This window comes from Actinoplanes sp. NPDC048988 (assembly GCF_043197815.1).
GTDB lineage: Bacteria > Actinomycetota > Actinomycetes > Mycobacteriales > Micromonosporaceae > Actinoplanes.
Genome location: NZ_JBICTW010000012.1, coordinates 159,836 through 179,713, shown reverse-complemented (window position 1 = coordinate 179,713; position 19,878 = coordinate 159,836). Strand labels below are relative to the sequence as shown.

General features: G+C 72.0%; 18 protein-coding genes. 8 read left to right on the top strand and 10 right to left on the bottom strand.

All coding sequences use genetic code 11. The features are described 5' to 3' along the window. Window positions 1–14 precede the first annotated feature (14 nt). On the top strand, window positions 15–1,172 hold the full coding sequence (locus tag ACGFJ7_RS31345) for an MFS transporter (protein WP_392645330.1): 1,158 nt from the start codon (window positions 15–17) through the stop codon (window positions 1,170–1,172). Window positions 1,173–1,225: 53 nt separating this feature from the next. After that, window positions 1,226–2,836 (top strand): lectin, encoded by a 1,611-nt coding sequence (locus ACGFJ7_RS31340; protein WP_360259821.1) that lies wholly within the window; start codon window positions 1,226–1,228, stop codon window positions 2,834–2,836. A gap of 27 nt (window positions 2,837–2,863) precedes the next feature. Here the strand turns inward: ACGFJ7_RS31340 and ACGFJ7_RS31335 are convergent, their stop codons facing one another. After that, window positions 2,864–3,292 (bottom strand): nuclear transport factor 2 family protein, encoded by a 429-nt coding sequence (locus tag ACGFJ7_RS31335; protein WP_392645462.1) that lies wholly within the window; start codon window positions 3,290–3,292, stop codon window positions 2,864–2,866. On the opposite strand from ACGFJ7_RS31335, the gene ACGFJ7_RS31330 reads away from it, so the two are divergent. Continuing rightward, entirely contained in the window at window positions 3,209–3,835 is a 627-nt protein-coding gene (locus tag ACGFJ7_RS31330; RefSeq protein ID WP_392645327.1) for a TetR/AcrR family transcriptional regulator, read from the top strand. The two genes, ACGFJ7_RS31335 and ACGFJ7_RS31330, sit on opposite strands and share 84 nt — an antisense overlap. Before the next feature lie 146 nt (window positions 3,836–3,981). On the opposite strand, the gene ACGFJ7_RS31325 is transcribed toward ACGFJ7_RS31330, so the two are convergent. Then, the gene (locus ACGFJ7_RS31325) at window positions 3,982–4,389 is read right to left on the bottom strand and encodes a transposase (RefSeq protein ID WP_392645326.1); all 408 of its coding nucleotides are present in this window, start codon (window positions 4,387–4,389) and stop codon (window positions 3,982–3,984) included. Window positions 4,390–4,984: 595 nt separating this feature from the next. On the opposite strand from ACGFJ7_RS31325, the gene ACGFJ7_RS31320 reads away from it, so the two are divergent. Both ACGFJ7_RS31320 and ACGFJ7_RS31315 read left to right on the top strand, forming a co-directional pair. Beyond that, entirely contained in the window at window positions 4,985–6,217 is a 1,233-nt protein-coding gene (locus ACGFJ7_RS31320) for a VWA domain-containing protein (protein ID WP_392645324.1), read from the top strand. After that, window positions 6,217–6,918, top strand: a complete 702-nt coding sequence (locus ACGFJ7_RS31315; RefSeq protein WP_360261086.1) for a peptidase — start codon at window positions 6,217–6,219, stop codon at window positions 6,916–6,918. Before ACGFJ7_RS31320 ends, ACGFJ7_RS31315 begins: the two co-directional genes overlap by 1 nt. A 17-nt stretch (window positions 6,919–6,935) precedes the next feature. On the opposite strand, the gene ACGFJ7_RS31310 is transcribed toward ACGFJ7_RS31315, so the two are convergent. Further along, window positions 6,936–9,683 carry an ATP-binding protein gene (locus tag ACGFJ7_RS31310; protein WP_392645322.1) on the bottom strand — a complete coding sequence of 916 codons (2,748 nt, stop codon included), beginning with the start codon at window positions 9,681–9,683 and terminating at the stop codon, window positions 6,936–6,938. A gap of 43 nt (window positions 9,684–9,726) precedes the next feature. Then, entirely contained in the window at window positions 9,727–10,314 is a 588-nt protein-coding gene (locus ACGFJ7_RS31305) for a TetR family transcriptional regulator (RefSeq protein ID WP_392645320.1), read from the bottom strand. Window positions 10,315–10,410: 96 nt separating this feature from the next. Here ACGFJ7_RS31305 and ACGFJ7_RS31300 point away from each other — a divergent pair, with 96 nt between their 5' ends. Together ACGFJ7_RS31300 and ACGFJ7_RS31295 are read left to right on the top strand one after the other, a co-directional pair. After that, window positions 10,411–11,538, top strand: coding sequence for an FAD-dependent oxidoreductase (locus ACGFJ7_RS31300; RefSeq protein ID WP_392645318.1), 1,128 nt, complete (start codon window positions 10,411–10,413; stop codon window positions 11,536–11,538). A gap of 42 nt (window positions 11,539–11,580) precedes the next feature. After that, complete coding sequence (locus ACGFJ7_RS31295; protein ID WP_392645316.1) at window positions 11,581–12,183, top strand: DUF402 domain-containing protein; 603 nt, start codon at window positions 11,581–11,583, stop codon at window positions 12,181–12,183. 28 nt (window positions 12,184–12,211) lie between these two features. Here the strand turns inward: ACGFJ7_RS31295 and ACGFJ7_RS31290 are convergent, their stop codons facing one another. The 4 genes from ACGFJ7_RS31290 to ACGFJ7_RS31275 all read right to left on the bottom strand — a co-directional run bounded on the left by ACGFJ7_RS31290 (window position 12,212) and on the right by ACGFJ7_RS31275 (window position 16,645). After that, entirely contained in the window at window positions 12,212–12,436 is a 225-nt protein-coding gene (locus tag ACGFJ7_RS31290; protein WP_392645314.1) for a hypothetical protein, read from the bottom strand. 18 nt (window positions 12,437–12,454) lie between these two features. Further along, window positions 12,455–14,515: a M1 family aminopeptidase gene (locus tag ACGFJ7_RS31285; protein WP_392645312.1), complete on the bottom strand. Its 2,061-nt coding sequence runs from the start codon at window positions 14,513–14,515 to the stop codon at window positions 12,455–12,457. Window positions 14,516–14,755: 240 nt separating this feature from the next. Further along, a complete protein-coding gene (locus tag ACGFJ7_RS31280) occupies window positions 14,756–15,409 on the bottom strand; it encodes a PhoU domain-containing protein (RefSeq protein WP_360261072.1) in 654 nt (217 codons plus the stop codon). 54 nt (window positions 15,410–15,463) lie between these two features. Next, a complete protein-coding gene (locus ACGFJ7_RS31275; protein ID WP_392645310.1) occupies window positions 15,464–16,645 on the bottom strand; it encodes a helix-turn-helix domain-containing protein in 1,182 nt (393 codons plus the stop codon). Between the two features lie 110 nt (window positions 16,646–16,755). Here ACGFJ7_RS31275 and ACGFJ7_RS31270 point away from each other — a divergent pair, with 110 nt between their 5' ends. Further along, complete coding sequence (locus ACGFJ7_RS31270) at window positions 16,756–18,066, top strand: SGNH/GDSL hydrolase family protein (RefSeq protein ID WP_392645308.1); 1,311 nt, start codon at window positions 16,756–16,758, stop codon at window positions 18,064–18,066. Here ACGFJ7_RS31270 and ACGFJ7_RS31265 read toward each other — a convergent pair. Continuing rightward, window positions 18,059–18,610 carry a GNAT family N-acetyltransferase gene (locus tag ACGFJ7_RS31265; protein WP_360261066.1) on the bottom strand — a complete coding sequence of 184 codons (552 nt, stop codon included), beginning with the start codon at window positions 18,608–18,610 and terminating at the stop codon, window positions 18,059–18,061. The genes ACGFJ7_RS31270 and ACGFJ7_RS31265 overlap by 8 nt on opposite strands. 16 nt (window positions 18,611–18,626) lie before the next feature. Then, complete coding sequence (locus tag ACGFJ7_RS31260; protein WP_392645306.1) at window positions 18,627–19,733, bottom strand: hypothetical protein; 1,107 nt, start codon at window positions 19,731–19,733, stop codon at window positions 18,627–18,629. Window positions 19,734–19,878: the final 145 nt, after the last annotated feature.

Here is a 19,878-nt window from a genome sequence, read left to right as displayed (position 1 = left end):
GTAGCTTGCGGATCATGGTTGAACTGCGGGAACGGCCCCGAACCGGGTGGGCAGCGGTGGCGCCGGTGGCCGCCGCCTCCTTCACGCTGGTGCTGTCCGAGTTCATCGCGGTGGCCGTGCTGCCGTCCCTCGCGGCCGATCTGCACGTGTCCGAGGGCGACGCCGGCCTCGCGGTGGTGCTGCCCGGCCTCGTCGCCGCGGTGGCCGCCCCGGCGGCGGTGCTGGCGGCCAACCGTACGGACCGAAGGCTTGTGCTTCTGGCCCTGACCGGCCTGCTGGCCGTCTCCAATCTGCTGGCCGGCCTCGCCCCCTCCTTCACGATGCTGCTGGTCGCGCGGGCCCTGCTCGGGGTGGCGGTGGGCGCCTTCTGGACCATCGGCGTGGCCGTGGCGCCCCGGCTCGTACCGGCCGGCCGGGGAACCGCGGCGACGGCTCTGGTCACCGCCGGCATCTCGGCCGCCACGGTGGTCAGCCTGCCCGCCGGTCACCTCGTGGCGCAGACCTGGGGCTGGCGGTGGGCGCTGCTCATCGTGGGCGCCCTGGCCGTGCTGATCACCATCTGGCAGGTGCTGGCACTACCCTCGATGCGCCCGGACCGAGCACTGGGCTGGAGCGCGCTGACGTCACTGTTCCGTTCCCGGCGCGACCGGACCGGCCTGCTCCTCGGTGCGCTGCTGTTCTTCGCGCACTTCGGGGCGTACACCTTCATCACGCCCTTCCTCACCGACCGGTCGGCCTTCTCCTCCGGCTCGGTGACCCTGCTGCTGCTCGGTTTCGGCGTCGCCGGGCTCGCCGGCAACTTCGGCGCCGGCGCCGCGGTGACCCGCAACCTGCCGCTGACCCTGGCCGCGGCCGCCGTGCTGCTCGGCGGCTCGGTCGCGCTGCTGACCGCCGTGACGTCGCTGCCGGCGCTGACCGTCGTGCTGGTGCTGGTCTGGGGCGCGAGCTGGGGTGCCGTCCCGCTCATCGTGCAGACCTACATGATGGGCGGTACGGCGGCGGAGGGCGGCCTGGCCCTCTTCGTCTCCACGACCCAGCTGTTCCTGGCGGCGGGCTCCGCCCTCGGCGGCCAGGTCGTCGACCGGTGGGGCCTGAGCCCGGACTACCTGCTGTTCGCCATTCCCGCGGTCGCCGCCGCCGTGGTCGCCCGGCTCTTCCTTAAAACTACCTGAAATAGTACTAAACCAATTTTACTAAAATATCGGTCGATCTTTACGGTGACCGCATGAAAATGACCCGCCGCGCCTTCCTCGGCGCCGCCGTGGCCGGAACCGCCGCCGTGGCCACCGGCGTCACCCTCGACGCGTTCGCCGCCGACACGCCTGGTGATGTCGTCGGAAAGATCACCGTCGGGTACCAGGGCTGGTTCACCGGCAAAGGCGACGGCGCTCCCCTGGACGGCTGGTGGCATTACGGGCAGGCCTGGCAGAACCCGCCGTCGCCCACCAACCAGGCCCTCAAGTCCTGGCCGGACATCCGCGACTACGACAAGACATACCCGACCGGCTACCCCGCCCTGGGCGACGGCCGGCCGGCCACCGTCTTCTCCTCGTACGACCAGCAGACCGTCGACACCCACTTCCGGTGGATGCGCGAGAACGACCTCGACACCGCGGCGCTCCAGCGCTTCAACCCGTTCGGCGGCGAAGGCCCCGTCCGCGACGCCATCACGGCCAAGGTCCGCGACGCGGCCGAACGGCACGGCCGCAAGTTCTACATCATGTACGACGTCACCAACTGGAAGGACATGCAGCAGCAGATCAAGGACGACTGGACGGCCACGATGAAGGCCTACACGGCCTCCCCCGCGTACGCCAGACAGAACGGCAAGCCCGTCGTCTGTGTCTGGGGCTTCGGGTTCAACGACGACGCCCACCCGTGGAGCGCCGCGGTCTGCCTGGACGTCGTCAACTGGTTCAAGGCCCAGGGCGTTTACCTGATCGGCGGCACCCCCACCCACTGGCGCCTGAGCGACGGCAAGGACGACTCACGGCTCGGCTTCCAGGACGTCTACCACGCCTTCGACATGATCTCGCCGTGGATGGTGGGCCGCATCGGCGACGCGGCGGGCTCCGACTGGTTCTACACCAACGTCACCGTCCCCGACGTGAAGGACTGCGCCGACCACGGCATCGACTACCAGCCCTGCGTGCTCCCCGGCGACCTCCAGGAACGCCAGCGCGAACACGGCGACTTCATGTGGCGCCAGTTCTACAACGTCATCCGGGCCGGCGCCCCGGCCCTCTACATCTCCATGTTCGACGAGTACAACGAGGGCAACCAGATCGCCAAAACAGCCGAGACCAAGGCCGACGTCCCCACCGGCAGCAACTTCCTCCCTCTGGACGAGGACGGCACTCCCTGCTCAGCCGACTACTACCTGCGGCTCAGCGGCGACGGCGGCCGCATGCTCAAGGGCCGGATAGCGCTGACGGCGACCCGCCCCACCCAGCCCGTCCTGTCCACGGCGGCGGCGGTGGCGCTCCGCTCACATGCCAACGGCCGCTACCTGACGGGCTCGCCCTTGACGGCCTCAGCCCCCACCGCCGCCGAGCGCTTCCTCATCGAAGACGCGGGCAACGGCTCCGTAGCCCTCAAATCCACCACAACCGGCAAGTACGTCTGCGCCGAAAACGCCGGCGGCAGCCCTCTGACAGTCAACCGCGACACGGTAGGCGACTGGGAACGCTTCACCCATGTCGCCAACCCGGACGGCTCCGCCAGCTTCCGAAGCACCGCCAACGGCCACTATGTCTGCGCCGACAACGCCGGCGCCGGCCCTCTGATAGCCAACCGCACCGCCATCGGCCCGTGGGAAAGCTTCGACCTCATCTGACCCCGGGCCGGCCCAGCCGGTGACGGATCAGACCGGGGCGATCGCGAGGTCGATGACCTGGTCGTCCTCGATGCCGAACACGAACGAGAAAGACAGCGGCCCGCCGGGGAAGTCGCCGTCCCCGGCGGCCACCAGCCGGTCGCCCGCGAACGAGATCGGCGTGAGCACGATCCTGGGACTGATCAGATGTCCCTGGATCCACTCGCGGATCTCCGTCTCGCCGGCCCAGGTCTTCCCGTCGTCGCGCACGGTGGCCCGGTCGCCGAAGACCGCGGCCAATGCGTTCGCGTCGTGGGCGTTGGTGGCCGCGACGAAGTTCTCGACAGCGGTGGGCAGCGTGATGTGGTTTAGGCGCGCCGGCGATGCGCTGCGGTGGAGCTGCTGGAGAGCGGCGGCACGGTGTCCACGAGGGCGGTGTGCGAACGCGCCGGGGTGCAGGCCCCGACGCTGTACCACCACTTCGGCAGCAAGCAGGGCCTGATCGACGCCGTGGCCAATCACGGCTTCACCCAGTACACGGCGGTCGAGGACTTCGGCGACCCCCTGCACGACCTGCGCGAAGGCTGGGACAGGCACGTACGGTTCGGGCTCGAGCACCCCTCGTTCTACGGGCTGCTCTACGGCCGCGCCGAGCCGGGAAAGCCCTGCGCCGTCACCGCTCCCGCACACGCCGCGCTGCGCGACCGGTTCACCGCCGCCGCCACCCAGGGCATGCTCAAGGTGCCGGCCGCCGACGCCGCCGAACAGCTGTTCGCCGCCAACATCGGCGTCACCCTAACCTTGATCAGCCAGCCCGAGCCCGACTTCATGCTTTCCGAACGCGTCCGCGAAGCTGCCCTGGCCGGAGTCCTCCACACTCCCACCACCGACACCCCCACCACCCGCGCAAGCGCCGCAATGACCTTGCGCGCCCTGGTAGGCAACGACCCAGCCGACCTCACCCCAGGCGAACGAGCCGTACTGGACGAACTACTGGACCGCCTAGCCCGTGTTTCGTAGTGCGTGGAGCCATTGGTTGACGGCGGCGATGGTGAGGGTGGCCTCGTAGCGGACGGCAAGTTTGTCGTACCTGGTAGCCATGGCGCGGTGTTGTTTGAGCCGCGCGCTACTCGGAGTTTGGTCGGCACAGCAACGAACGGGGGCTGTCACCGCGTTGCCCGGCAGTCACCACGACAGCCATCAGTTTGCGGCCCTGTTCGCAGGGCAGATGCGTCTTGGCGATCCAGCCGCCCCGGGACCGGCCGAGCCCGTGATCTGCCGGCTCTTTCCGCCGGCCCGGGTGGCTCCTTCTGTTCGTCGCCGTCGCGGCGGGCTCCAGCGGCGTGCTGATGGGCGCGACTGATAGTGGAGTCCACGCCGACGGTCCATCCGATCAGTCCGGCCGCGTCCGCTTGGGCCTGCAACGAGGCGAGGATCTGTGCCCAGACGCCGGCACGCTGCCACCGGCGGAACCATCGATACAGGGCTTGCCACGGCGAATACATCTCAGGCATGTCCCGCCAGCGCGAACCGGTCCGCACCCGCCACCGGATCCCGTCAATGACCACTCTCATGGTCCATGCCCGGCCCGGTCCTGCCACCCCGAATACCTCAGCGACGCGAACACATCCCCGACATACTCGGCCAGCTCATCACCAAGCCGTTGCACCTGCGCAGTGTCCGTCTCTCGACGACACCAACATCAACCTGTATCTGTCACCATCAGCCACTCGAAGGGTGACAAAGCCCTACTAGACGAGGTCACCCACGCGCAAGCCCGGGCAGACGAAGGCGAGGCGAGGCGAGGCGAGGATGCGTACAGCAAGCCTCGCCCCACAAACCCGCGCAACCGGCCTGGAATTGCCGCCCAATCCCCCCACCCAGCAGGCCCGCCCGACCGACGCACCCACCCGAACCCCCACGCGGCAGCGAACCCCACCCCGCACCCAGGCGCAAGGTGACCACCCACCCCACGTACCACCAAGCAGCCACCAACCCACGCCTGGCCGGCACCGAAACCCCACGCAAGGTTGAGGGCCGGGTGTGGCCGACCCAGACGTCAAGCGCTCCCCAGCCAGTCAGGGTCGGCCACACCCGGCCCTCAACCGTCCCAGCGCAACCAAGCCCCCCACCACACCCCCAGAAACAAAGCCTTTATGATCTTGCCGCGTGATCCATAAAAGACTGTCCATATTGGCATTAGTCGGGATGATCGCTACATCCTGGTTAATGGGTGCAACGCCCGCCCAAGCCGACGAAACCGAAGTAGCCCCCCAAGTGGAGCTGGTCCTGGACGTCAGCGGCTCCATGCGCGCCAAGGACATCGACGGCCAAACCAGGATCGCCGTAGCCAAGCGGGCCTTCGGCCAGGTAGTAGACGCCCTGCCCGAGACCACGCAGCTAGGCATCCGCGTGCTGGGCGCCACCTACCCCGGCGACGACAAGAAGAAAGGCTGCCTCGACACCCAGCAGATCGTCCCCGTAGGCCCCGTCGACCCCACCGTCGCCAAGGCTGCGATCGCCGCCCTCAAACCCACCGGCTACACCCCCATCGGCCTGGCCCTGCGCGCCGCCGCCAACGACCTCGGCACCGGTGAAGGCGCCCGGCGCATCGTTCTCATCACCGACGGCGAGGACACCTGCACCCCGCCCGACCCGTGCGCTGTTGCCCGCCAGCTCGCCGCCCAGGGCACCAAGCTGGTCGTCGACACCCTCGGTCTCACCCCCGACGAGAAGACCCGCAAGCAGCTTGTCTGCATCTCCACCGCGACCGGCGGCACCTACGCCTCGGCGCAGAGCGAGCAGGAACTGACCGACCGGGTTCAGCAGCTTGTCGATCGGGCCGCCGTGCCGCCGCCGGTGACGCCGGCCGTGGTCACCGGCACCGAGTCGTGTGACAAGGCGCCCGTGCTGTCCCCCGGTGTCTACAGCGACCGGGAGCGGATCGGCGAGCACCGTTACTACCGGGTTCCGTTGCGGGCCGGTGAGGAGCTGCGGGCCTCGGTCAGTGTGGCCCTCGACCGTCCCGTGAACCGGGACTACGGCGTACTCCTGAAAGCAGCGACCCCGAACGGCCGTGAGCTGGTACGGGGTCTGGACGCCGCCAGCGGGCGGGCCGATGTCATCTCGGCCGGGCTGCGCTGGTCGTTCGCCGAGGACGAGGAGACGGCCGCCGTCTGCCTGATCGTCAGCAACTCGTTCGCGTCCGCCACTTCGGCCGGCGCCCCCGGCATGCCGCTCGAGCTCAGCATCGACACCGTCGCCGCCTCGACCGCGCCGGACGCTCCCGGTCTGGGCCGCGGCTGGCTGCTTCTGCTGGTTCTGGCCGTGGCCGGACTGATCGCCGGCGTGCTGGCCGGCTGGCTGACCCGCTGGTGGGTCGCCACCTGGAGGGAGAACTGATGTCCATCATCCTCGCCGCGCTACTTCTGGCGCCCGGCAGCGCCGGCACCTCCTATTTGACGGCGACCCCGGTCGACGCCACGAAACCGGTCCAGGTCTCGGCGGTCACCGGCGACTACCTGTACTGGTCTTTCCCGGCCACCGCCGGGCAGCAGCCCGAGCTCAGCGCCAAGGTCACGCTGCCGCCGGCGGCCGACCGGCACGGCTACCAGGCGTGGACGATCGAGGTCTTCGACGGTCTGCGCCGCCGGCAGCCGTGTGTGGCCGGGGAGCAGAGCCCGGTCGTGGCCGGCAATGCCACCGAGGTCGCCCTGGGCTGCAAGCTGCGGCAGGTGCGTTCGTGGGCCGAGCCGTCGGATCAGGACCCTCTTCCCGGTACGTACTACGTGCGCCTGTCGTCGACGGCGCTGCCCGAGCAGGATCTGGGCCTGCCGGTGAAGGTGGATCTGACGCTCACCGCCGAGAACGGCGACACGGGCGCCGACCAGGGCAAACTGGCCGCTCCCCTGAACCCGGTCGACCAGCCCGGCCGGGTGGTGACCGAGGTGCCCACGCCGACGGCTTCGGCGGCGCCGAGTGAGGCGTCGGACTTCGTGCCCGAGTTCTCGTCGCGCTGGGTGTGGACGGCCGCCGGCGGTGTCCTGGCTGCGATCGCCGGCCTGGTCGGCTTCTCGTTCACCCGCCGGCGGCGCCGGGCCTGACCGTCCGCTCGCCCGGGCTACGGCCCGGGCGAGCTCGCCGGGTCGCGTGGGAGGGCTTCGCGCAGCTGGCGGCGGGACGTGACGCCGAGCTTGGCGAAGACCTTGCGCAGGTGCCATTCGACAGTGCGCGGGCTCAGGAACAGCCGCTCGCCCACTTCGGGGTTGGAGAAGCCGTCCCGGGCCAGCACCGCGATCTGCCTTTCCTGAGCGGTCAGTTCGTCATGGACGGAGCTTTCGCCGGTACGCTTGCGGACCGCCTCGCCCGTGCCCAGGAGCTCCCGCCGGGCGCGCTCCGCGAACGCCTCCAATCCCATCGCGGCGAACATCTCGTGTGCCGTGCGAAGGTGGTCGCGGGCCTCGCCCGGCTGCCGGTCGGCGCGCAGCCGTTCGCCGTACAGCAGCTCGGCCCGGGCCAGCTCGGCGCGCAGGCCGGTGCGCCCCAGGTGCTCGATGGCCGTACGGAAAAGGGCTGGAGCCTCCGCCGCGTCGCTCAGAAGGGCCCGGCACCGGGCCAGCGTGGCCTGCGCCCAGTCGGTGTCGCACGGCTCCGTGACCTCGGCCAGCCGGGCCAGCGCCTCTCTCGCGACGTCGAGCTCGCCCGCCCGTACGGCCGCCTCGACCAGCTCGGGCAGTGACCACTCGGCCACCCAGATCACGGTGGCGCCGGCGGCGACCCGGGCCGCCGCCATCGCCTCGGCGAACCGGCCCAGCCCGTTGTTCAGCACCGCCGCCGACCACTGGGAGATCGCCACGCCCAGCGCCTCGCCTTTCGCCTCGGCCCGGGCCACCGTCTGTGCGAGCAGTGCCGACGCCTGCGGTTCGCGGCCGCGCAGGGCGGTCAGGCGCAGCCGGACGAACGGGGAGAGGGGCAGGCCCAGCGCGCCGGCCACGGTCTCGGCCTCGGCGGCGAGCGAGGCGGCCCGCTCGAGGTCGCCGGTGAACGAGGTCGCCATGCCCGCGGCGGTCAGGTCCAACGGCAGGTGGGCCAGCGCGCCGGCGGCCCGGACGACCTCGACCTGACGGTCGGAGAGCGCGCACATGGCGGCGTCGTCCCAGATCGACGGTGGTACGGCGTTGGCCACCCACCCCCACAGCATGGCGTCGGCCACCGGCAGGCCGATCACCAGGGGCGTGGCCCGGCGCAGCAGCCGCACCGCCTCGGACCGGCGGCCGATCAGCAGTTCGGCGTAGCCGTCGAGGACCAGGTCGAGCGCGCGCGGCCCGCCCTCGCGCGGCGGCAGCAGCGCCGTGGACCGGGCGGTCGCCTCCAGCGTCGGCCGGTCGCCCGCCATCAGGGCCGCGCCCCAGGCCAGCAGGTACGTCTCACGGGCCAGGTCCAGGTCGTACGGCTCGAGCCGCTGGGCCGCGGTCAGCAAAGCTCGGGGCGCCTCGCGCGTACGGCCGGAGGAGAACGCGATGTGGCCACGGATCAGCTCGGCCCGGGCCCGCGGGAAATCGTCGTCGGCGTCGCGCCGGGCCAGGCCGGCGAAGCGGCTCGCGGCCTCGAAGTCGCCGGCGGCCAGGGTGGCCTCGGCCGCCGCCAGCGCCCGCCGGACACGCTGCCGGGGGTCGAGGGTGAGCTGCACCGCCCGCTGCCGGAAGGCGGCCGCCGCGGCCTGCCCGCCGCGCGCCTGGGCCCGGCCGGCCGACCGTTCGAGCTCGGCCGCCACCTCCTCGTCCGGGCCGGGCGCGGCCGCCGCCCGGTGCCAGGCCCGGCGGTCCGGGTCGGTCGTCTCGTCGGTGACCTCGGCCAGGGCCAGGTGCACGGCCCGGCGCAGCCTCGGCTCGCCCGCCTGATAGACGGCCGAGCGCACGAGCGGATGCCGGAAGGTGACCCGCTCGTCGATGGCGAGCAGCCCGTCGGTGCCCTCGGCCAGCGCCGCCGCCGGGTCGACGCCGAGCCGCTCGGCGGCCGCCCACAGCAGCACCGGATCGCCGAGCGGCTCGGCCGCCGCGATCAGCAGCAGGGTCCGGGCCGCCTCGGACAGGCCGCCGATCCGGTTGATGAAGCTCTGCTCGATGTGCCCGGGCAGCGACGCGCCGGATCGCAGCAGGCCCAGGCCGCCGGCGATCTGGGTGAGCGACAGCCCGCGCGGCAGCTCGACCAGGGCCAGCGGGTTGCCGCGGGTCTCGGCCACGATCCGGTCGCGGATGGACCGGTCGAGCCCGGCGTGGGTCAGCGAGCTCAGCAGGGCGTGGGCGTCGTCGTCGCGCAGGCCGGTGATCTCCAGCTCGGGCAGGCCGATCAGCGCCGGCTCGCGGTCGCGGCTGGCGAACAGCAGGGCCACCGACTCGGCCAGCAGCCGCCGGGCGACGAAGCTGAGCGTCTGGGCGGAGGCCCGGTCGAGCCACTGCGCGTCGTCGACGACGCAGAGCAGCGGGGTCTTCTCGGACGCCTCGGCGAGCAGACTGAGCACGGCCAGGCCGACCAGGAACCGGTCGGGCGGGGTGCCGGAGCGCAGGCCGAGCACCGTCTCGAGCGCGTGGCGCTGCACCTCGGGCAGCCGGGGCAGCAGGTCGAGCAGCGGGCCGCAGAGCTGGTGCAGGGCGGCGAAGGCCAGCTCCATCTCGGATTCGACGCCGGCCGCCCGCAACACCCGCATCCCGGCCCGGTCGCGGCGGGCGTATTCGAGCAGCGCGGTCTTGCCGACGCCGGCCCCGCCGCGCAGGACCAGGACGCGACTCTCCCCGGTCCGCACCGCGGCGATCAGCCGGTCGATCGTTTCGCATTCCTGGCGCCGTCCCAGCAGCTCCACCCGGATCATCCTCGCCGAGCTTCGCCGGGATGAGAATCGTGCGTAAGGCGGATCACACGCCGGACCCGGCCTGGGTCTCTTCCGCCACTGTGCCGCTCAGGTAGTGCCGCACGGCGGGCGCGGTCCAGTCCACCAGCTCGGCCCTTTCCATGGCCACGAGGGGCGGAAGCCGCAGCACGTAACGGCACAGGGCGAGACCGAGGATCTGCGAAGCGACGAGCCCGGCGCGGATCCGCGGCCGATCGGGCGAAAGCCGCTCGGCGACCGGCACGAGCTGCGCGGCGAAGATCTCCCGCATCCGGTCGGCCGCGGCGGGGTTGGTCACACCGGCCCGCAGAAGCGCCATCAGGGTCTCGTCGCCCTCCCAGCGCTCGAGGAAGTGGCCGACGAGGACGGTCGCCACTTGCTCGGGCGGTACGTCCTCGAGGGCCGGCAGGCGCAGATCGAACTCGGCCGCGGCCGCGAACAAGCGCTCCTTGTTGCCGTAGTACCGCATCACCATCGAAGGGTCGATGGCCGCGTCGGCCGCGATGGCCCGGATGGTGGCCCGCTCGTAGCCGTCGGCGGCGAATCGCTCGCGGGCCGCTTTCAGAATGGCCGCTCGCGTGCCGTCGGAGCGGCGAGGCTGTTCCGCACTCATGCCCACAACTGTAGGCCAACGCCTGTTGACTTACCCGCCCGACCGGCGCTACCTTTGCCAACATGTGTTGGCAAACAGATGTTGGCAGGTGAGACCATGCTTCCCGCGACCACTGATGTCCTGGTCGTCGGCGCCGGCCCGGTCGGGCTGGCCACCGCGACGGCCCTGGCCCTCAACGGAATCGACGTCACCGTCGTCGACCGGGCGTCGAGCGCCGCCCACACCAGCCGAGCCGCCGTCGTGCACGCCCGCACCCTCGAAGCCCTCGACCGCGTCGGCGCCGCGGCCCCACTGGTCGCGGCCGGTGTCCCGGCCCCGCGCTTCACCATCCGCGACCGCGACCGGGTACTGGTGCCGGTCGACTTCGACGGGCTCGCCACCCCGTTCCCGTACGCGTTGATGGTCCCCCAGTCAACGACGGAAGCCGTCCTGAACGACCGCCTGACCACCGCCGGCGGCACCGTCCTCCGCGGCCGGGAGGTGGTCGGCCTCGACGGCGCCACCGCCACGTTCGCCGGCGGCGCCCGGATCAGAGCGCGCCGGGTGGTGGCCGCCGACGGCATGAACAGCACCATCCGCCGCCTGGCCGGCATCGGCTTCGGCGGCCCGGCGCCCGCGGGCGAGTCCTTCACGCTGGCCGACATCAAGGTCGACGGCGGGCCCCCGCGCGACGAGGTCGTCCTCTACTTCTCGCGCGCCGGCATGCTGGTCTGGGCCCCGCTGCCCGACGGCACGGTCCGCATCGTGGCGGCCGTCGACGACGCACCCGAAGAACCGGGCGCCGAGTTCACCCAGGCGCTCCTCTCCGCCCGCGGCCCGGCCCGCGAGCCGGCGCGGGTGGCCGGGGTCGTGTGGGGCTCCCGCTTCCGGGTTCACCACCGGGTCGCCGACGCCTTCCGCGCCGGCCCGATCCTGCTGGCGGGCGACGCCGGGCACGTGCACAGCCCCGCCGGAGGCCAAGGCATGAACCTGGGCCTGCGCGACGCCCTGGCCCTGTCGGACGCCCTCGTCGACGGCTCGGACGCCGCCCTCGACCGCTACGCCGCCGGCCGCCGCCGCGAGGCCCGGCAGGTGGTCCGCTTCGCCGGCGGCCTGACCCGGCTGGCCACCGTCCCGGCCCCCGCCCGGCCGCTCCGCAACGCCGTCCTGTCGGCCCTCGCCGGCGTGCCGGCTTTCCGCTCCAGCCTGGCCCACCGCCTGGCCGGGCTGTCCGACCGCCCCTGACCACCCGTCACCCGCCACCCGGCCGGGTCAGAGAATGCTCCCATGCGTTCGGTGCTGCTCCGCTACCTGTATCACGACGGCGCTCCACAGGCGGCGTTCCCCATGCGGGTCGTCGAGGACGACGGCGACCGCGTGGTGGCCTGGCTCGCGCCGGACACCGAGATCATGTACTGGGCACTGCCCGGCGGCGCCGACCCGCGGAGCCTCCCGCTCGACGCGCGATTCTCGGCTCCGCTGACCACCGCGCGGCGCCGCTGGCGGGGAGGCGGAGTACTGCGCGCCGTCCCCCTCGACGAGCCGTTCCAGGTGGTGCATTTCTGGAACGAGAAGGGCGAATTCGCGGGCTGGTACATCAACCTGGAGGCCCCCAAGCGCCGCGCCGGCGACCGGATCGATTCCGTCGACTGGCACCTGGACCTCTGGATCAGCCCCGACCGCGAGCCCACCTGGAAGGACATCGACGAGGCGGAGGCCGCCCTGGCCGCCGGCCACATCACCCGCGACGAGCTGGCCACGGCCTGGCGCCAGGGCAACGACATCATCCACAACCTCGCCGACTGGCCCGCCCCGATCGGCGACTGGCGTTCCTTCACCCCACCGCCGCGGTGGAAACCGTTGCCGTTGCCATCGGACTGGGCGTCGTAGTAGCCGTCGCCGCGCCGCCCGACCGGCCCTATTGGCGCCGCCGGCTCCCATACTCGTCGAAGATCTTCGCCACGCCGTTGTGCTTGGCGCGCCGCTGAAGGAACTCGTCCAGCAGCCCGAACAGCGTGCCCACGGCGACCTCGTTGAGGGTGGGGTCCCGCGCCAGCTCCTCGCGGGCCGGTCCGGGCGACTGTTCCGGGAAGGCCAGGCGCATCACCAGCGCCTCCCAGACCAGGTTGTCACCGCCGTCCAAGCGAGTGATCAGCCACTCTCAGGAACGCCGGGCGATCGAGGTCTTGGCGGCGAACGACGCGGTGGGCGCAACGGCGGCGGCGGGCTTGGACGGGGTGTAGAGCCAGGCGGTGAACAGGTCGTCCAATTGCTGGCCGGAGACGCGTTCGGCCAAGGCGATGAACTGGGCGGTCGTGACGTTGCCGCCGGCGTGGGTGGTGGCCCACTGTTTGATCAGGCGGAAGAACGCCGGGTCGCCGATACGCTGGCGCAGGGCGTGCAGGGTCATGGCCCCCCGGTCGTACACGGCGCCGTCGAAAAGGTTGTCGGGGCCGGGGTCGCCGATGCGCAGGGTCCAGAACGGGTCGTCGGCCGGTGTGCCGGCGTACGTGGCGTCGAAGATCTGCTGGACGGTGTCGCGGCCTTCGTGTTCGCTCCACAGCCACTCGGCGTAGGTGGCGAAGCCCTCGTTGAGCCAGATGTCGCTCCAGTTCGTGAGGGCCAGGCTGTCGCCGTACCACTGGTGGGCCAGCTCGTGCACGACAACGCTGTCGCCGCGGACCGGATCGGTGAAGAACTCGCGGGCATACACGGGACGGGTCTGGTTCTCCAGGGCGAAGCCCAGACCGGCCACGTCGTCGACGATGCCTCCGGCGGATTTGAAGGGGTACGGGCCGAAGAGGCCGGACTCGAACTGGATGATCTCCGGCTCGCGGGCCAGGGAGCGGGCGGCCAGGTCGCCGGTGGTGGTGGGCTCGTCGGCGACGGTGCCGGCCGTCCACGGGCCGGCGCCGGGCGCGGTGCCGGGCGGCGGGCCGGTCGGGGTCCAGCCGTCGAACTGGTTGCCGTCGGGCTCGAAGGATGTGGTGCCCGGGCCGGTCGAGACCACGATGTCGTCGACGAAGACGCCGGGCGGGGAGTACGACGGGTCGTTCTCGTACGACAGGGAAAGCTCGACGCTCCTGCCGGCATACCGCGACAGGTCGATCGACCACTGCTCGTAGCCGTCGCTGACGCCCGTGGCGCCGTTCCAGGACGCGGTGCCGCTCCCCGAGCAGTTCAGATAGCGCACGAGGAACGGGTGGACGTCGGGCGCGTAGTCGCACAGGTTGCCGGTGCCGGTGCTGGTGTGCCCGTTGGCGTCGGGCAGCGTGGTCCAGTCGTCCCCGCCGGCGGTGCGCGCCTCGACGAAGAAGTAGTCCCAGTCGGTCTCGGTTTCGCGGCTGACCCAGAAGGTCACTTTGCCGCCGCCCGCGGGCACATCGACGGTGCGGGTGAGGCGTTTGTACGCGGGTTCGCCCACCCCGCTGATGGCCAGGTGCGAGCCGGTGCGGGCGGGCGGGCGGACGAACAGGTCCGGGTCGATCGCGTCGAAGAACGTCAGGCCGTTCTTGACGTACGAGGTGGTGCGGAACTCGCCGACATCAGCCGTGGCCAGATAGGACGCCATGGGCGCGCGCTCATCCCACAGCCAGGTGGTCCAGGCGCCATGGGTGGTGTGGCTGATCAGCTTGCCGTTGGACACCGCCTCGAGCCCTTTCGGGACGGTCACCCGCACGGTGTAGGCGGCCTTGTCGCGGGGGTGGTCGTTGACCGGGAACCAGGTGGAGGCCACGAACGGCTGACCGACGATGACCATGCCGTCGTCGGTGTGGAAGACGCCCCCGTCGCCCAGGCTCTCGTTGGTGATGAGGCCGGGCACACCGTCGTACCGGACGACCGCGGTGAAGGCGCGGCCCGCGCGCAGCCCGCGCGCCGGGGTGACGGTGAGTTCGTCGCCGCCGCGGGTCCACCGCGCCGTGCGGCCGTCGACGGTCACCGACCGTACGGAAAGACCGTGGAAGTCGAGGTTGAACCGCGACAGGTCCTGCGTGGCCCGCGCCGTGATGACGGCGGTCCCGGCCAGGCGATCGTCGCCCGGCGTGTAGCGCAGGTCGAGCCCGTAGTGCCGCACGTCGTAGCCACCGTTACCGGCGAGCGGGAAATACGGATCGCCGATGCCCGGCGCGCCGGGCCGGAACGTGGGCTGCGCCTGGGCAGGCGCACCGTAGAGCAGAAGAGCAAGCACGGCAGCAACGACAAGCGCGAATCTACGGGCCATTTCGTCACGCTAGGCCGCCACCGTGCGGCACCCATCCGCCGAACAGTCATCGACTTCAGCCGATCTTACGAGAGGGGCGCGTCGCATGACGCGACAGGCGGCCCGGGACCGGGTGCCGGTTCCGGCGATCACCAAGTTGCCGACCGCGGCCGCCCTGGTACTCGTTCACCTTCGATCAGATCGACGAGGCGTACGGGGTCTTCGGCAACGCCGCCGCCCACGCGGCCCTGAAGGTCGTCATCACGCCCGCGTGACACCGGCCGGATCGGCGGCCAGGTCCACGACGTGACGGCCGACGTTGACGGCGCGATCCGCGAACCGCTCGTAGTAGCGGCCGAGCAGCGCGCCGTCGATGGCGGCCTCCACGCCCAGCGGCCACTCGGGGCTGAGCATGACGCTGAACAGGCGGGTGTGCAGCCGGTCCATCTCGTCGTCGTCGCCGTCGAGCTGGGCCGCCAGCACGGCGTCGCGCCCGGCCAGCGCGGCCACGATCTTGCCGGCCAGTTCGTCGGCCACCCCGTTCATCGCCTGGAACAGACCGGCCAGTTCGGGCGTGACCGCCGGCGCCGGGTTGCGGCGCAGGGTCGCGCGGGCGACGTGCACGGCCAGCTCGCCCATCCGCTTCAGGTCGGCCGCCACGTTCACCGCGGTGATCACCATGCGCAGGCCGGCCGGGGCCGGACGGCGCCCGGCGACCAGGTCGTACGCCCGGTCCTCGGCCACGCGGTGCAGCACACCGATCTCGACGCCGCGGTCGACCGCCTGCTGGGCCAGGGTGGGGTCGGCGGCCAGCAGCGCGGCCCCGGCCTGCCGCATCGTCTCGCGGACGGCCCGGGCCATGATGACGAGGGTGCCGCTCACCCGGGCGAACTCGTCGTGAAGATCCTCGCGCACAGCCCGCTCCCGCCGGTTTCCGTTTCGCAGAGACTCTACGGTGGCGGTGGGGTCTCAGGCGACCTGCATGCGGGCGCTGAGGCCGCGCAGCTCCCCGCCGCCGGCCTGGCGGCGGGAGCGTTCCAGCAGCTCCTGCACGGTCTGGAACACCTCGGCCGAGCGGTGCACGTGCTGCGGGGCGACGCGCTCGGCGGTGAGCAGCAGCCGGATGGCCTCGCGATCCTTGCGCAGGGCGGCCAGCGCGCGGGCCGTGTCGGCGTAGTAGTAGACCTGGCGCAGGCCGATCGGCAGGGCGGCCGGCCTGACCTGGCGGGCGATCTCCAGGGCGTGGCCGGGGTCGCCGTCCTCACCCTCGATGCTGATCCGCCACAGCCCGACGTTCGTCGGCCCGAAGTAGAGGCCGAGCGTGGTGGTCTCGCCGGTGCGCCGGGCCAGCTCGGCCGCCTCGGCCGACCAGGCGCGGCTCTCGTCCAGCCGTTTGCCGCCCTGACTGGCCAGCGCGCACACCAGGTGCAGGCAGCCGAGCACCGCGGCCGCGCCGGGCCGGGCCAGATGGCCCCGCAATTCGCCGGCCGCGCGCTCGGCCAGGGTGAGGCCCCGCTGCCAGGAGCCGGCCACCGTGGCCGCGCTGGCCCGCGTGTAGGCCGCGTACCCCCGGAGAACCGGATCGCCGCAGGCGTCCGCGGCCTCCCGGCAGCGTTCGGCGGCCAGCCACGCGTCGGCCGGCAACTCGAGTACGCGCAGCACCGAGGACGCGGTGGAGGCGACGGTGCAGAGCAGCGCCAGGGCCCGGTTCGCGTCCGGCCCGGCCGTCTCCACGTGCAGGTCACGCAGCAGGCCGGGCAGGACCCGGGTGACACCGGCGTAGTCGCACGCCTGCAACAGCGACTCGGCCAGGTCGGCCGTCCGGGCCAGCAGCCCGATCGGCGGCGCCACCCCGTCGCTCGGCTCGGTCAGATCAACATCAATGAGGGCTTGCCGTACGGCCTGAGCCCCGGCCACCGCGGCCAGCACTTCCCGGTCGGCGGCCGGGACCGGCGCCCCCACCAGATCGCCCGGCGAGCATTCGAGGGCGGCCGCGATGCCGCCGAGGGTGATCCGGTTGTCGGCCGTCTGCAGCCCCCGCTCGATCCGGCTCCACGTGGCGTGCGAGACGCCGGCCCGGCTCGCCGCGTACCGGACGCTCCACCCGCGCCCGAGCCGCCGCGCCCGGATCCGCTCACCGACCTCGTCCATGCGCCGACCGTAGCCCGGCCCGCCGCGGGTGCGGTACATCCCCGTACCACCTTGTCCCGGCGCACAGGGCCGCGCATGATAGCGATGACTATCGATGAACGGAGAGTGGCATGCTCCGGAGAACCGCAATCGCCTCGATCGCCCTCGTCCTGCTGACGCCGGTGGCGGCCAGCGCTCATCAGCCCCGGAGCTGGGCCGGCGCGTGGACCGCCTCGGCGCAGGGCTCCTACCCCGACGGTTACGCGGTCGGCCAGCCCGACCTGACCACCGTCCTGCCCGGCAACCAGGCCGAGAACCAGACCCTGCGCCTGATCGTGGCGCCGAACTCGGCCGGCACGAGCTGGCGGGTACGGCTGACCAACGAGTACGGCACCAAGCCGGTCACCTTCCGCAACGCGTACGCCGGCCTGCAGTCCAGCGGCGCCAACCTCGCCCCCGGCACCAACCGGCCGCTGTCCTTCGACGGCCGGCGATCGGTCACCGTCCCGGCCGGACGGACGGTGCTGAGCGACCCGGTCGCGGTACGGGTGACCGACGCGCGGGCGCAGCGCCTCGCGGTGAGCGTGCACGTGGCCGGCGCGAGCGGACCCATGACGTGGCACGCGGCCTCGTTCACCACGTCGTACCTGACCGGCCCGAACGCCGGCGACCACACGGCCGACGTCGCCGACCTGGCTTTCCCGTACACGACGACGTCGTGGTTCTTCCTCTCCGAGGTGCTGGTCCAGAGCCGGGACACGGCCACGGTGGTGGCCTTCGGCGACTCCATCACCGACGGGTTCTTCTCCACCATCAACGGCAGCGACCGGTGGCCCGACGTCCTGCAACGCCGCCTCGAGCTGACACACAGCGACCTGCGCGTGGTGACCGAGGCGATCGGCGGCAACATGGTCACCCGCATCGGCCGTACGCCGGGAGGCTGCACCCCCTGCGACGGACCGCCCGCCCTGGACCGGCTCGACCGCGACGTGATCAACCGCCCCGGCGCCCGCGTCATGATCCTGCTCGAGGGCATCAACGACCTCGGCGGCGGAGGCGCCACGGCGGACCAGGTGATCGCCGGCTACAAAGAGATCATCCAGCGGGTGCACGCCCGCGGCATCAAGATCGTAGGCGCCACGCTGACCCCGTCCGCGGGCACCGAGTTCGGCCTCTACGGCACCCCGGAGACCGACGCCGAACGCCGAGCCGTCAACAACTTCATCCGAACGAGCGGCCAGTTCGACGGCGTGGCCGACTTCGCCGCGGTCACCGAGGACCCGGCCCGCCCCGGCCACCTGCTCCCCGCGTACGACACCAACAGCAGCGTCGGCGGCCCCGGCGACCACCTGCACCCCAACCGCGCCGGCTTCCTGGCCATGGCCGGCGCCATCGACGTGGCCCAGCTCGAACGCCTGGCCCGGGTCCCCGCCCTCAGGTGAGCGCCTTGACGTAGTACACCAGCGTCCACGTCCACTCCGGCCGGTGTTCGCGGCCGGTCTCGCGGTAGCCGAGGCCTTGGTAGAACGCCATGGCCTCGGGCTGGTTGGTCGCCGTGTCCAGGCGCGCCGACCGCAACCCGTCGCCGGCCGCACACCGTTCCAGCGCGCCCATCAGGGCCCGCCCGATCCCCCGCCGCCGCAGAGCCGGATGCACCCGCACCCGCAGGATCTCGGCGCCGCCCTCACCGTCCGGCCGGTAGCCGCCCATGCCGACGAGGTTCCCGTCCAGCTCCACGACCAGAAACTCGCCGCCCACCGTCAGGAAGCCCGCTTCGATGTCGGCCAGGTCGGAAAACGCGGCCGGCGGCCCGGCCGCCGGCGGCAACGGAACCGGCACGGCCGGATCCGCCGTCCGGCCGATGTTCGGCAGAGCGTTCAACGCCCACAGCACCCGGGCGTCCCCACCCCGAAACCTTCGCACCGTCACCACGTCGCCGACCTTGCCCTGGTCGAGGACACCGAGGCCACCGAATATGCCAACCACCGGCCGGCGTATCGGATCAATCGGTGTCGCTGAGAACGCGCAGTGCTCCTTCGGCGAGGACGTGTCCCGTCCTGACCGCGACGGTCAGATCGGGCGCGTTCAGCCAGTCGGGGTCGTGGCTCTCGTCCCACGCGACGATGTCCGCCGCCGCGTCGAGGGCCTGGCCGTCGCGGGTCCGCACCAGCGCATCGGCGAGCCGCAGGTAGGCGCCCGGTCGGGTGCCGTCGAGCTCGTACGCCATGCTGGTGATCTGATCGCCGATCCGGCGCCCGTGGTGGGGAAACAGGGCGGCCAGGCAGGCCAGCGCGAACCTCACCGCCGGCGGCTCGGTCTCCCAACGGGTGAGCAACGCCGGCACCAGCTCGTCAACGGCGAAGTGAACGTCCAGGCTCCAGGTCGCCGGCCGGGGCGGACGCCCCTCGGCGGCAGCGCGGTCGGCGTCGGCGAGCAGGCCGTCGGCCCACCGGTCAGCGGCGACCAGCAACCACACGCAGAGATCGAGCCGTTGCTTGGCGGGCAGCGCCCCAGAAGTGATCATGCGCGCGAGGAAAGGCAGCGCGGGCGGGGTGGCCGAGTAGCAGGTGCCCTGGTGCAGAAGGTCGTCTCCGAGCAGCTCGTCCAAGGTCTGGTCCCAGTCGCCGAAAGGGTCGGACAAAGCCCGCAGCAAGTCGGGGATGTCCTCGGCGCTGCCGTGGGCGTGGGAGAGCTCCGCCCAGGGGATCCCGTCGAGGCCGGACACGTCGATGGGCGTGTCCTCAGCGTGGTCGGGGATCAGGGAGAGAGGTGCGGCCGGCGGCGGCTCGACGACAACGATGGTGGGCGCCGGGGGCCGTGCGCCGGGGTTGGTGAGTACGATCGGCGCGGCGGGACCGTGGAGGATCCGCACCAGGCTCACGTCGCAGCGGCTGCCGCCCTCCGGATAGCCGCCGTACCGGCGGGCGATGTCGGCGGCGGCCCGCCCGACCGCGTCGATCATCCGATGTCCGGTCACGTCGACCGGATACGGCCCTTCGTCGACGGCGCTCACCCTCCATCCCCCGGTCGACGGCCGAGCGGCGACGTAGGCGAAACCGTGCAGCGACAGCGCTTGAGCCAACTCGCGGGCGCGCGTGTCGTCAGGCACGACGAAATCGTGGGTACCCGCCATCGCCGACCAGCCGGTCATGTCGTCGCCTCCGATTGCCGGAATCGCCTCGGCAAGGCTGCCATGACGACCGCGATCCCGGCCGGGCCACCCTAGCGGCCCCTCCCGCCCTCAGCCGCGACAG